Raw genomic sequence first — 13,738 nt, forward strand, 5'->3', positions numbered from 1 at the left:
TATTGTTTTGGTTATAGTTTTTATGGGTTGGAGGCCGTTTTCTGTCCGAAGAAGGCCGGCGTACGCTCCGGCGAGTACAGCTCCCAGAGCGAGGCAACGGTCCAGCCGGGGGCAAAGATGTCGTTGTAGAACCCCTTGCCGTTCTTGCCGTAGTCCCAGGTGGTGTGCTGCACCACCTCGGGATAGAAGCCCGGAACTGCTATTCCGCAGAGCCGGCCGGGCGTTGGCAGCAGCTGGTTGAGCGAACTGTAGATGACGTTGTACATGCGCGTGAACCTTGACTCATTGGTCTTGAGGCCGAGCCACTTGAGGATGGAGGGGAACTCGAACACAAACACGTCTACGTGGTTGTTCTCCACCGACACGTTACCCCATCCGCGGCTGCTGAAACCCAGGTCGCCCAGCATCTGTCCCTGCGCAAACGGCACGTCCCACAGGTAGTACCACGACAGTGCGAAGTACGCTGCCTGCTTGCAGAGCTGCACATAGCGGGCCTGTTCCTTGCCCTTGGTAACCAGTGCCATGTAGTAAGTGGCCGTCACGGCACTGATGGCAGCCTCCTTGTCCTCGCAGTTGGCGTCGAGCGTAGAAGAGAAGTAGTCGCTCTTGGAGATGATGTGAGCGGCCAGATAGTTGGCCGAACGGCGCGCTGCCTGCAGGTAGTTATTGCTGCCGAAGTAGCGGTAGCCCATTACCAGCGGGCCCGTTGCCGAGGGCGTACTGCCCGGACTGGCGTCTATGTCGCTGCCGTCGTCGCGGAATTTGCGGGCAAAGCTGCCGTCTGCCTTCTGCAGTTTAACCAGGTTGTCGAGCAGTCGGCGCACCTTGCTTTCCCACTCTGCGTGCCTGCGTCCGTGCGTTTTCTCGTACTGCAGGTAGTGGAGCACGGCGTAAACGGCCTCCGACTGCTGGCGGATGGAGTGCACATCGTCCTTGGGCATGCCCTTGCTGAAGTCGACATAGTCATGGAAATAGCCGGCCGAAGTGAACCCGTTGGCCCTGAAACTCTCCAAGATGGCGTGGCCCATGCCCGTTAGTAGGCTGTCGCCGTGCTGCTCTCCGTACTCTATCTCATTGAAGGCGTTGAGCAGAACGCGCCCGCAGAAGCCTATCTGCATCTCGGTGTAGGGCTTGCAGTCGGCCGTGCGCAGCGTAAGACCCGAGTTGTATTTCAGCGGGAAACGGTCAACAAACGACTGGCGGAAATAGTTCGCGAGCTGTGCCTTTACCTCCTCCGCATTATATAAAGGTGTAAGGGGGCTCGGACTGAGCTCGTCGAAGCATTCGTTCCACGTCTGTGCAACGAACGCGCCGTAGCTCTCGGCCTCGCCCTCGGTTATGAGCCAGGCCAGTGTTTGGCTCTCCCCCTTCTTCAGGGCGGCAAAGGCCGTGACGGCGGGGGCCAGCGTGAGCTTGCGGATATAGCGCCGGGGCGACTCCTCATAGGGGTAACCAAAGGTGAGCGCAGCCTGCCCTGTCTCGTTGTCGAACCCCACATAACCTATCGAGGAGGCACCGGAAAGGATGACCTCACCCTCCTGCGAGGGCACGAGAGCATCGCATCCCTGGCCCAGCCGGCGCTGTACGGTGAGGCTGCGGTGGCCGGCACCGTCGTAGACGCCCGTGAGCGGCGCCGAGAGACGGTCTTCCCTGAAGTTCCAACTCTTGGAGGTATGGAAGGAGGGAGCCTCCTTCGGCGAGCGTAAGTTCTTGTGATACCAGAACCCGGGCAGGTAGAAGTCGCAGTTGCCGGTACCGAAACCGGTCCTTGCTGCCAGCTCCAGGTGGAAGTACACATCCTCCTGCGCCGTCAGGGTAACGGTAAGCAGCTGGGCATTTCCGGCCTTTTTGAGTTCCCGACTCACCGTTACGGGCAGCTTTCCGGCAGCCACGAGGCGGTCGGCCTGCGGCTTGAGGTCATAGGTTACGGCGGTATTGCCGGGTTGCTTCAGCGCTATAGACGCCTCAAGCTCCCACGCACAGGCTTTGCTTGCTATGAAGAGGAGCAGCAACAGCATGTAGGGTCTGACTCTTTTCATGTATCTAAATTTAAAATCTTACGTTATCAGGCTTTCTAAGCAGATGATGCAAAAGTAACATTTCGGCCGATTTCCGACAGGTAAAAATGTTTCCGAAATGGGTAAAATTGTTCTTTTTACCCTCCGTAACTGTCTGTTTGATAATTAGAGCGCTTTTGCGCCGCCATCTCCGCGCCCCGTCAGGGCAGCAGAAGGCATCCTGCCAGGTAGCAGAGAATATCCTGCCAGGTAGCAGAAGCTATGCTTCGCGAACTTTCGACAGGTGTCGCACAATCATTCGACACCTGTCACACAATCGTGCGACAAGTGTCGAAAGTTCCTGCTCCATATCTTTTGTCCTTTTCTATTCATCTTCATGGCAGCAAAAATACAATCACCCCACCACTCAACACCCATCACCCTAACACCCAACACCCATCATCCCACCGCCCAACACCCATCACCTAACACCCATCACCCATCACCCAACACCCGCACATCATTTCCCCATGAACTCCGTAGGGCTCTTGCCGGTCTGCTTGCGGAACACTTTGGAGAAGTAGTTGGGGTCGGCGAAGCCCGTCTTGTAGGCCGTCTCCGATACGTTGTAGCCCTCCTTTAGCAGCTTGCAGGCACAGTCCATGCGCCGTTTGCGCAGGTAGTCGCCCGCCGAAATGCCCATGAGGTTCTTCATCTTGGTGTGCAGCAGCGTGCGACTGATGCCCATTCCGGCCGTCATCTCGGCAATGGAGAAGTCGCTGTTGCCGATGTTGGCGTCTATGAGAGCATTGATTTGGTGCAGGAACTTCTTATCCAGCTCGCTCAGTTGGGCGGCATCTATGTCGCCCTCATGTCCGTTGGCAATCTCCTGCTGACGGCTGGCACGCAGCTGCAAGATGTTCTTTATCTGTAGTTCCAGTATCTGGGGGTCGAACGGTTTGGACACATACGCCTCGGCGCCGCTCTCGTATCCGGCCAGCACATCGGCCTGTTCGCTCTTTGCGGTGAGCAGGATGACGGGAATGTGCGAGGTGTGCACGTCCTGCTTCAGCCGCCGGCAGAGCTCCGTTCCGTCCATGCCGGGCATCATGACGTCGCTCACCACCAGCTCTACCTGCCCGCCGGCGGTTATCTGCAGGGCAGCAGCGCCGTCGGCGGCCGTAAGCACGTTGTACTGCGAAGAGAAGTAGTCGGCCAGGAACTGGAGCATGTCGGGGTTGTCGTCAACGATGAGGATAGAGACGGGATGTTCCGCCTGCGGGGTCTCCTGGCCTGATGCGGCGGCCTCCGAGCTGTGCACGTCGCTGCGTGAGAAGCTGTACTGCGACACTGCCACCAGCGCCTTGTCGTCGGTGATGCGGCTCTTGGCGTCGAATACATCGGCCGATACGTTGAGCCGCACGGTGAAGGCAGTGCCCTGCCCCACCTCGCTCTCCACGCTCACCGTGCCGTGGTGTATCTCCACCAGGCGCTTGACGAGCGACAGGCCGATGCCCCAGCCGCCGTTGTCTACATTGTATCCGCGCTTGGTTTGGTAGTATCGCTCGAAAATGTTGGCCAGTTCGTCCTTGGCAATGCCTATGCCCGTGTCGCTCACTACAAGCTGCAAGTAGGCCGAGGGGTCGCCGGGCAGGGTGAGGATGCTGGCCAGCACCCGCACTGCACCGCCGCGGGGCGTGAACTTGAGAGCGTTGGTGAGCAGGTTGTTGACTATGCGCTCAACGTACGAAGGCGAGAACCACACCTCCTCGCCGTTGTTCTCGCACTCGGCCGTGAGCGTTATCTGCTTGTCGGCAGCAAAGTCGCGGAACTGTTCCACGGCCAGTTCCACGAACTCGACGGCGTTGCCCCGCTGCACGTAGAAGGGCAGGTTGGCCGTCTCTATCTTGTTGAACGTAACGAGTTCGTTGATGAGTTCCTCCATCTTACGGGTGTTGCGGATGGCCGTGTCGAGATGTTTCTGCGAGTCGGTGCTCAGCTCCCGCCGCGCAATACTCCTGAGTGGAGCCACTATAAGCGACAGAGGAGTCTTGAGTTCGTGCGACACCGTGGTGAAGAAACTTGACTTCATGCGGTCTATCTCCTCCACTTTCTCCTTCTCCATGTTGGCCATCTTCACGGCGTTACGTTCCTTCAGCCTGACCGAGAAGAGGTGATAGGCCAGCCAGGCCAGCCCCACCGCCAGCAGCAGGTACAGCATCCACGCCCACATGGAGCGGTAGAAGGGCGGGCGAACGATGATGGTGAGCGTCTTGACGGGGCAGCGGTCCCACCCCTCGTTGGAGTTGTTGGCCCGCACGTGGAGCACGTACGTGCCGGGCTGGAGGTTGTAGCCGTTGAACCGGCGCTCGTCTCCAACGCTGCGCCAGTCCTTGTCTATGCCCTCCAGCAGCACCTGGTATTCTACCGGGTCGGTGCTGGCAGGCATCACCACACCGTAGGCTATGCTGAACGAACGGGCCTGGTCGTAGCTCAACGTGATGGTTTTGTCGTAGTCGATTTCGGTCTTCAGCGGGCTGCCGGGTGTCAAGGCCGTTACCGGTTGGTTGTTGATAACCAGCTCCTTCAGGTGCACCGTGAAGGGTCCCCACTCCTTTCGGATGGTGCGGGGATTAAAGGCCACGATGCCGTTGATGCTCCCGAAGAGCAGCTGTCCGCCCTGGGTAACGAGCGAAGAGGAAAAGTTGAACTGGTTGACGGGCAGCCCGTTCTTGACCGAATAGCGCACTACGGCCTTCGTCCGCAGGTCGTAATCGAACAGACCGAGGCTGGTACTGACCCACAGATGGCCCAACCCGTCCTCTACGGTGCTGCAAACAGTGCATTGCGAGAGCAGCCGCTCGCCGCCCAGACTCTTCACCTGGCCGCCCCGATGGTCAACGAATTGCAGCCCGTTGTTGTTACTTCCTATCCAGAGAGTGCCCCTTGAGTCTTCGTAAAGGCTGATGATATAGTTGTCCTTGAGCCCCGGCTTGGTGCCCACACGCCAGTTCTCAACGCCCCTGCCGTGTGCCGAGAGGCGGAAGATGCCGTAGTTGGTGGTGCCTGCCCAGAGGTTGTCGGCGCGGTCAACGCAAAGTGTATAGACGAAGGTACGGTCGAGTGCGGCGTTGCCCGTTGGCCTGAAGGTGTCCGTCCCGGGGTCGTAATAGCGCAAGCCCTGCATGGTTGCGAACCACAACCGGCCGCTGCGCTGGCGCGCGATGTAGAAAACAGCCTCCGAAGGCAGCCCGTGCGAGCGCAGGTAACGCTTGGATGAGCCGGTCTGCATGTTGTAACGGAAGAGGCCGTTGAAGCGCGTTCCTATCCACATCTCGCCGCTTCGGCGGTCGTAGTACAGCGAGTGGACGTTGGTGCCCAGCTCGGGTATGCCGCTAAAGACGGTGAAGCGGTTGGCCGACTGGTCGTAGATGTTGATGCCGCCGTCCTCGGTCGCTATCCAGAAAACACCCGGACGGGTCTCCACCATCATGCGGGCCACGCGGGCCTTGATATTCTCCGCGGCCGGCCCGGGCGCCAAATGGCGGAACTGACCGTTGTCGTGCAGCAGAATATCCACGCCCCCGAAGTAGGAACCTATCCACACATTCTGCCGCCGGTCGCACAGAATGGCGTACACGGCGTTGTCGCTCAGCCCGTTCTCATCCTGGAAGCGGTGCTGCAGAATCTCGCGTCCTCCGCCGGGACTGATAACGGTAACGCCCTTTTCCGTTCCCAGCCAGATGCGGTGGGAGGCGTCTTCGGTAATGGTGCGGACGATGCCGTTGGACAAATCCCGGGCCGACCAGTTCCGTTGCTGCCCCGTGCGCAGGTCAACGCAAACCACGCCCATGCCGTTACGGCCTATCCAGAGACGGCCGCGGTGGTCGCAGAATACGGGCATGATGGCATTGCTGCTCGTTACGCAGTCGCCGTACCAGGCGAGGTTCAGGGTCGTGAGGCGCGTCATGGCGGCATCGTACGACACGATGGCATTGTTGGTAGAAAGGTAGAGATTGTCGGCTTTGTCAACCGCCATGTAGTTGATATGCGAGCGCGCGGGCAGCGGATGGCGCACCAGCTCCTCGCCGGTTTCATCGTAGGAGCAGAGCATGTCGCCCCCGAAGAACACCCTGCCGCGGCTCGTCTGGGCAATGGAGAGGAAGAGCCCGGGCTGCTGCGTGTAGCATTCAAAGTCGTCGGCACCCGGCCGGTAGCGGCAAACGCCCGTCTCGGTGCATATCCACAGGCGCCCGCGGCGGTCTACCAGCAGGGCGTGCACATAGTTGTGGCTCAGTGAGTGGGGGTTGGCAGCGTCGTGATAGTACACCTTCGTCTCGTAGCCATCGTACTTCACGAGCCCGTTGCGGGTACCTATCCACACGTAGCCCTTAAGGTCCTGCGCCAGCGCCTCCACCTGCTGGTGGGGCAGCCCCTGTGCACTCGTGAGGTGAGAGAAGCGGTAGTTGCCGCCCGCAACCCGTGCCGGCAGCCACAGCAGCAGTGCAACCAGGCAGGCCAGGCAGGCTCTGCGCAGGCGTGTAACGGCAATGCAGGAGGGTGTCATGTTATGAATGTTCATGTATTCAAAAGGTTGCAGGCGCTGTGCCGCCCACGTTTGTCAGGCTATATTACTTATCTTATTATACAAAATTACGAAAAACAAGGCAGACGGCAAAATGTTTCGGCAAATTTAAAGTTGAACTTTAAATTTGGCAAAGATTCTGTTTTCTGTTGACAAATACAAGCAGAAGGTACAAGAAGCGGTTGCTTCCTCCATGCTTTTCCGCCTTTCTCTCATCTCGTTTTGCAGCTTATTTTCCGGCCGCCGGCATCACTTTGCAGAACCGCCTGCCACAGGGCGCTGTGAAAGACGTGCCATTCAAGGGCCTTGAAGGTATCGTTCAAGGGGCTTGAAAGGCTCCTTCAAGGAGCTTGAACGATAGCTCTTGTTTGGGCGGTGGAGTACATGGAGGTGGTAGGTGATGGCTGAAGGCTATCAGAAACCAGCTAATCATAATTATCAATTATCCATTATCAATTCTCAATTGCAAGTAATCAAGGTTGCGGGCGAGGAGTGTTGGGTGCTTGATGGAATAGCTGCCGTCCGGTCATCCCCTCCTCCGCCTCCCCTTTCCAAGGGGAGAATACCGGTTTGCTTTTCCACTCATCGTTCCTTATTCGGCGCTGCCAACGGTCAACCCCTACAGCAGCAAGAAAGTTACTCTGTTACTCTGTCTTTAAAAAACGGCAGCAGCAGTTCCTCTCCTTGGAAAGGGGAGGTTAGGAGGGGATGATGTCCCAAGCAGCGAGGTGTCAATTCATAATTCACAATTCACAATTCATAATGTAGGAGGGGATGATATTTTAAGCAGCTTTCCATTATCCGGTAACACAGTGGAATGGACCGATGACGGGCGAAAGCAGGCTATTCGGAAGTCTGCACCACCAGCTGCCGGCCCTCTTGCAGCAGGCTGTCGGAGAGGAACCAGCCCTTTACAGGGCGGCCGCCATAGCTGATGGAGGTGATGCGACGGCCGTTGCCGCGGTGCTCGATGCTGAAGGTACGGCCGTTGTTGAGCCTGAAGCTGACCCTTGGAAACAGCGGCACGGTGACCAGGTACTCGGCATCGGCGGGCGAATAGGTGTACAGACCGATGGCGTTGAACACGAACCAAGCCGACATCTCGCCCGCATCGTCCATGCCGGCCAGGGCCAGGTGCTGGCTTCCCATGTCGTAGTAGTGGTTCATGATGCTGTCGAGCACGCACTGCGCCTTGTCCTGCCGGCCCACAAAGTAGTACATGTAGGGCTGGCTGTGGCCCGGCTGGTTGCCGTGGCAGTAGTTGCCTATGAAGCCCGTCAGGTTCTCCACCTCGTATCCGCGCCAAGGTTCGGTGAAGAGAGAGTCGAGCTTCAGCTCCACTGCTTTCTTGCTCGGATAGAGCTTCACGACGCCCTCGGGGTCGTGGGGAGCGTAGAAGAGCGACTGCCAGGCATTGGCCTCGCGGTACTGATAGGCAAAGTAGGGGTAGTAGGGGTCGAACTGCGAGACGAAGCGGCCACTCTCCACACGGCCGCGGTAGAAGCCCGTGGAGGGGTCGAACACGTTGCGGTAGTTCCTTGAGTGCTTCATCAGGAGCCTGTAGTTCTTCTTGTCGCCCAGCAGGCGGGCAATGAGCGCGGTGGCATAGTCGTCGTAGCTGTACTCCAGCGTCTTGGTAACGGCCGCCTTGTACTCGTCGTAATAGGGCACGTTCAGGGTGTCCTTCTCGGCTATCCAGCCGCGGCGCAGGTACTCATCCAGGTAAGCACGGCCCCCGCGGCCGGGCACCGTGGCGTTACGGAGCAGCAGGCGGTAGGCCCGCTGCAGGTCGAACCCGCGGATGCCCCGCAGCCAGCTGCCCGCCACAAAGGCGGAGGCATGGTCTCCATGGAAGAAAGTAGGCATGTAACCGCCCTGCTTTTCGCCCCTGTCGGTTATGGACTTGATGACATCTTCCACCACCCGGGGCTCTATCATGCCCAACAGGATGAGCTTGTTGCGGTAGTCGTCCCAGAACGAAGGGTTGGTGTAGTAGCGGAAACCGCCGTTAACGATGTTGCCGCTGGCGTCGGTATAGTCGCCGTTCACATCGCTGCGCAGGGCCGGCCAGAGGAAAGAGCGGTACAGGCAGCTGTAGAAGATGCGCTGCATACGCTCGCTTCCGCCCTCTACACGTATGCGGCCGAGCAGCTGCTCCCATGCCTCATCGGCCTCGGAGCGCACCGTCCGGAAGTTCTTTGACAGTATTTCGGCCTCCAGGTTCTTGCGGGCGTTCTCCACGCTGGTAAACGAGAAGCCTATTTTAAGCTCCAACGGAGCGCCGGAAGCATCGTTGGCAAAGTCGACCACCGAGACGGAGTGGCGCCGTCCCTGCACCTGGCTGATGCCGGTGAGGGCGTAGTTGGACACGGCGTAGAAGTAGATGCGGCCCTCTCCATCCTGGAATCCGGAGAACGAATGGGCATCCTCACGCTGCAGGGCCCACTGGTCTACACGGTTGTTGTTGCGCGTCATGTCGGCCACCAGGCGCATATTGTCACCCTGCCTGAACGTGTAGCGGTGGTAGGCACAGCGCAGAGTCGATGTTAGTTCGGCGTTAACGCCGTAGCGCTGCAGGTAAACACGGTAGTAGCCGGGGTGGGCCTCCTCGTTGCGATGGCTGAAGGGCGAGGCATAATCGTCGGCCTGCACGCGGCCCGTAACGGGCAGCAGCGGCAGGTGGAGCAGGTTCCAGTGGCCCTTGTTGGTATGCGAGAAGCCGTAGATAACGGAGTCCTCATACTGATAGCCGGCACCACTGCGGAACTGGGTCACGGGGCTCAGCTGCACCATAGCATTGGGCACGGAGGCTCCGGGAAACACCTCGGCCCCCCAGGTGCGGGCCTCGCGGCGGCGCACATAGTGCAGGTCGGCCTCATCCCAGAGCGTGGCCGTGCCCAGAAAGGGGTTCACGAGCTTGGTGAGCTTGCCGTCGGCAGCCTTCAGGCAGCCCGTTCCGGTAACGAGTAAAAGGAAAAGCAGGAGAATGGGTTTCTTCATGTTGGAATGTAAAAACAGAACGGCCCCGCCTTTATACAGGCAGGGCCGTCTCATTGTGTTGGCGAAGGAGAGGCCCTCCTTCATAGCTTAAAATTTACAGAACGATAACTTCATTTGTGCTCCTTCTCGTAGAGGGCGCGCATCTCGAGGAGCGTGCAGCCGCTGGTATGCGAGGTGAGCTGGGTGGTTCCCACAACGGCCGAGGCCCAGTTGGGCCCAAAGAGCAGGTCGTTCTTGTTCACGCCGCGGCGCCAGAGGGTCTCGGCATTGTTGTTGAGGAAGGTGGCAAACTTCTTTGCATAGACCGGTTTGAGGTCCGGGTCGAGCATGAGCAGCGTGAAATAGCGCATGAAGATGCCCTTGAAGAGGCCGCCGTCGCCGGTTCCCTCATCGCGGAGGATGTTGTTGCCCGTATCGAGGTTGCCGCTGTTGGTCATGCCGAAGTAGGCTGCCTTGCGGGCATCGTTGAGGTAGGTTTCATCCTTCGTAATCTGGTAAAGTACGTGGGCAGCGCCCAGGAAGGTGCCCTGGTTGTAGCTGAGCGAGAGCTTGTCGAGGTCTCCCGTTTCGCCATTGAGGCCTCCGTAGACGCATCCGGTGGCCTGATCGAAGAGGTAGGTCTTCTCCCAGTCGTAGATACGCTGCGCCCAGTCGAGGTATTCCTGCTTGTCGGTAAGCTGGTAGAGCTTGCCTGCCAGGATAGCTGCAGGGCCGTTGGAGCAGGAGTTCTTGTCGGCCAGATGGGATGTTGCCCAGGCTATGCCGCCGCCACCAAGGTCGTTCCAGCCGGTCTCGATGTAGGCCATCAGGTCTTCGGCAGTGGCCAGGTACTTGGCATCATGGGTGGCCTCGTACAGCCGCACGATGGTTAGACCAATCCACTCGGTATCGTCGTAGAACTGTCCGCGGAAGCTGACTCCCGGCTGTGTCCAGTTCATCTTTCTGGCTCCGTCGAACCACTGGTCAAAGAGAGCCGAATACTTGGCATCGCCGGTGCGCAGATAAGCATCAATGACGGCATCCATAGCATGGGCCTGGGGCCAGTAGTTGTTGGTAGGAGCATTGGCAAACTGGTCGGCATCGTAGACAAAATAGTGCTTCTCGGCGTCCCAGAAACGGGCAATGAGCGAGGAGGTGGCACTGTCGGCAGCCGCATTCCAGTCGATGGCGTACTGCCCACGGCCGTAGGTGTACTCATCTTCTATGTCGTCGCACGACTGCAGGGCAACCGCAGCGACGAACAACAGCATTGCATATTTGATTATATTCTTCATTTCTGTCAACTTTTAAAGAGAGGTGTGGAGGCGTTCGGTGCCCCCACTCCCCGTGTTGGACATTACAGACCGGGCGCGTTAATCGCCAAATTCAACTGCGTGACGATAGGGTCCGGAGGCATTGACAATGAACGTGAACTTGGTAGCCTTGCCGCCATTCACGCCGCTGTCGAAGTTGCCGTGGAGCTTCCACTTGTTGTCCCACTGTGTGGCCGGCCACTCTTTCATGTAGAAGTAGTCCTCACTCTGGTTGTCGCTCGGCCTGCTGTCGAGGCCTGCCGCGGTGGGTCCCCAATGTACGACGGACTGGTTGCCGTTGTTGTCGAGCACCATCTCGAACTTGTAACGCTCGTCGCGGCCCCAGCTCTCCTGGTGGAAAGGAGTCTGGCCCTGGCCTACCCAGGTGCCGTTACCCTTGTACTCAAGAGGCACGTCGACCTTGTTGTCGGGCGAGAAGAACCAGCCTACGCTGACAACTTGCTGCATGGCAACGGATGCGATGTTGAAGTCGACGGTGATGCGGTACACACCCGTCTTGGCCACAGTAGCCGACTGGGTGCCGTCGAGACTCTCCTTGAGTGTGTTGCCGTCGGTATAGAACACGCGCTTGCTGCCTGTCTTGTTGTCGATGAAGCTATAGTTCTTGCCGGCTTCGAGCTTGGTAAAGACTTCAAAAACGCCTGCTTCGGGCGACGACATGGCCACAGCCTTGGCAGCGTCGGCACCGCCTTCGGAGCCTTCACCGGTAACGAATACCTGGGCGGGTATCTCGGAGAAGCCCATCAAACGGGTGATGTTGATGGTGCGCACCTCTGACGCAGTGGCCTGGTTGATGCCGCGTGAAGAGACAACCGTCCACTTCAGAAGGCCGGTCTCGCCGTTGGTCAAGCCGGCTGCTGCAGCTATCTTGTCGAGATTCTTGTGAGAAATCGTAGCATAGTTGCGGGTGCCCATGTCATCGGAAGTAAGCCGATAAACGGGCTTGGAGAAATCACCGTCGGCCTTGTCGAACACCACCTCGTAGAGCGGAGAGTTGCCGTCTTCGGCCAGACTCGATGACCACTCGAAGAAAGTGGATGCCGTTGCCGATGAAAGCAGCTGTACACTCTGGCCGTCCTTTGGTGCATAGAGCTGGCTGACAGGGGTTACCTGCACGTCTTTGTACTCCATGTCTTCGGTGCAAGCAGTGCCAAGGACGAGGGCACTCATCATCAGGATTGATGAAAATATCTTAGTTTTCATTTGATATATGGTTTAATGTTGGTTGTTAATTGGACCATCCGGGGTTGTTGGGCTTCAGGTTGGCGTTGATGTCCATCTGCGCCTGCGGAACCGACCAGAGGTAATCGCGGTTTTCGTTGAACTGATAGTTGTCGAGCGTAATGTAGCTGTTGTTGGCTCCAAAGCGCGCACCGTGCACGTAACCGTTCAGGTACTGCGAGCCTGCCTTCCAGCGCTTGATGTCATACCAGCGCAGTCCTTCGAGGGCAAGTTCCGACCTACGCTCGCGCCGAAGTGCTTGTCGCATCTGCTCCTGGTTCATGCCGGCCGGATAATCCAGTGCTTTGGCAGCCGTGAAGCCCGTACGCTGACGGATGGGACGAATGGTCCGGTTCCATACATCGGCTGTCATCTTGCCCTGTTCGTTCATGGCTTCGGCGTACATCAGCAACACATCGGCATAGCGCATGGTGATGATGTTGGTACTAACCTGCACATCAGCCTCGTGATTAGGGTCGTAGTACTTGCGTACATAGTAGCCCGTGCAACTCTGGTTGGCATTCAGGCCCTGATAAGCATCGGCCGAACCGGAGCCCGGACGGGTATAGATAACCTCTCCGGTGGTGCCGTCGCTTACGTTGCCGCTCCAGTCATAACGGTCGTAAACTACGGTTGCAGTCAAGCGGGGGTCGCGGTTGTCGTAAGGAGCAGCCTCGTTGTAGGTCTTGGACTCGCCGATGGGGTCGCCGTCGAGCGTGAGGTAGTTGTCTACAAGGCTCTGTGTGGGCACCGTGCTGGCTACGCGTCCGCCCTTTGAAAGCGGCACCATGTCTATCAGGTCGCCCCAGGTACGGGTTGTAGGAACGTAACTCACGTCCATGATAACCTCCGGGTTGTACTCATTGGCCGACTCGAACAGCCCGCTGTAGCTTGGGAAGAGCTCATAATGACCATAGTCACCGCTCATCAGCATCTGGCAGTATTTCTCCACATTAGCCCAATCGCTGTCGTATAGATAGGCCCGTGCTTGCAGCATCAGGGCAGCTGCTTGGGTTATCTTACCCCGCTCCGATTCGTCGAGTTGCTCCTTGGTGGGCAGGTAAGGGAGTATTTCTTCAAGCTCTTTATGAATGAAGTTGATGACTTCGTCATGCGAGGTACGTGCAGTAGAGTTTGCTTCATCAAGCGTAATGTCCTTTGTAAAGAAAGGAATAGCACCGTAGAAGTTTGTCAGACGGAAGAAGAGAGAAGCCCGGATGAAGCGTGCCTGGGCTTTCATGTTATTCTTCACGTCATCTGAAGCCTGCAAGGCATCGATGTGTTCAAGGAAAACATGGCACGTCTTGATGCCTCCATAGAGGTCACCCCACTCGCCGTTGAAGATTCCCGTCGAAGCATCAGCTATGCCATTACGGATGGTACGCTGGTCTGTAAAGCCGCGACCTTGGAACACATTGTCGCTCAGTCGCTCGTCGTTCCACATCTTTCCGGCGCTGTAAAGTTGGTTGTACGCCATGTTGAGCATGTACTGCGACTTCTCGATAGAGGTCCAGAAGTTAGCATCAGTATAGCTGTTGGTAGGCGGATTGTCCATGTCATTGCAGCTGGAGAAGGACAGAACGACAAAGAGAGTGGCTATGATATATCTGTATTTTTTCATT

6 protein-coding genes are annotated in these 13,738 nt (G+C 57.8%); all 6 read right to left on the reverse strand.

What is annotated here, in order from left to right; genetic code table 11:
• Positions 1–20 precede the first annotated feature (20 nt).
• The 6 genes from BMW31_RS05765 to BMW31_RS05790 all read right to left on the reverse strand — a co-directional run bounded on the left by BMW31_RS05765 (position 21) and on the right by BMW31_RS05790 (position 13,737).
• Positions 21–2,039, reverse strand: coding sequence for a hypothetical protein (locus BMW31_RS05765; RefSeq protein WP_091822372.1), 2,019 nt, complete (start codon positions 2,037–2,039; stop codon positions 21–23).
• Positions 2,040–2,517: 478 nt separating this feature from the next.
• The gene (locus BMW31_RS05770; protein ID WP_255404841.1) at positions 2,518–6,579 is read right to left on the reverse strand and encodes a hybrid sensor histidine kinase/response regulator transcription factor; all 4,062 of its coding nucleotides are present in this window, start codon (positions 6,577–6,579) and stop codon (positions 2,518–2,520) included.
• A gap of 846 nt (positions 6,580–7,425) precedes the next feature.
• Complete coding sequence (locus BMW31_RS05775) at positions 7,426–9,582, reverse strand: GH92 family glycosyl hydrolase (RefSeq protein ID WP_091822511.1); 2,157 nt, start codon at positions 9,580–9,582, stop codon at positions 7,426–7,428.
• A gap of 110 nt (positions 9,583–9,692) precedes the next feature.
• Positions 9,693–10,856, reverse strand: coding sequence for a glycoside hydrolase family 76 protein (locus tag BMW31_RS05780; RefSeq protein ID WP_091822376.1), 1,164 nt, complete (start codon positions 10,854–10,856; stop codon positions 9,693–9,695).
• Between the two features lie 78 nt (positions 10,857–10,934).
• Positions 10,935–12,098, reverse strand: a complete 1,164-nt coding sequence (locus BMW31_RS05785) for a SusE domain-containing protein (protein WP_091822380.1) — start codon at positions 12,096–12,098, stop codon at positions 10,935–10,937.
• Positions 12,099–12,123: 25 nt separating this feature from the next.
• A complete protein-coding gene (locus BMW31_RS05790) occupies positions 12,124–13,737 on the reverse strand; it encodes a RagB/SusD family nutrient uptake outer membrane protein (protein ID WP_091822384.1) in 1,614 nt (537 codons plus the stop codon).
• Position 13,738: the final 1 nt, after the last annotated feature.

This window comes from Prevotella sp. kh1p2 (assembly GCF_900111525.1).
GTDB lineage: Bacteria > Bacteroidota > Bacteroidia > Bacteroidales > Bacteroidaceae > Prevotella.

Excerpts from the sequence above, each read along its gene's own strand:
- BMW31_RS05775 (WP_091822511.1), bottom strand. The coding sequence starts at position 9,582 with ATGAAGAAACCCATTCTCCTGCTTTTCCTTTTACTCGTTACCGGAACG.
- BMW31_RS05780 (WP_091822376.1), bottom strand. The coding sequence starts at position 10,856 with ATGAAGAATATAATCAAATATGCAATGCTGTTGTTCGTCGCTGCGGTT.
- BMW31_RS05785 (WP_091822380.1), bottom strand. The coding sequence starts at position 12,098 with ATGAAAACTAAGATATTTTCATCAATCCTGATGATGAGTGCCCTCGTC.
- BMW31_RS05765 (WP_091822372.1), bottom strand. The coding sequence starts at position 2,039 with ATGAAAAGAGTCAGACCCTACATGCTGTTGCTGCTCCTCTTCATAGCA.
- BMW31_RS05790 (WP_091822384.1), bottom strand. The coding sequence starts at position 13,737 with ATGAAAAAATACAGATATATCATAGCCACTCTCTTTGTCGTTCTGTCC.
- BMW31_RS05770 (WP_255404841.1), bottom strand. The coding sequence starts at position 6,579 with ATGAACATTCATAACATGACACCCTCCTGCATTGCCGTTACACGCCTG.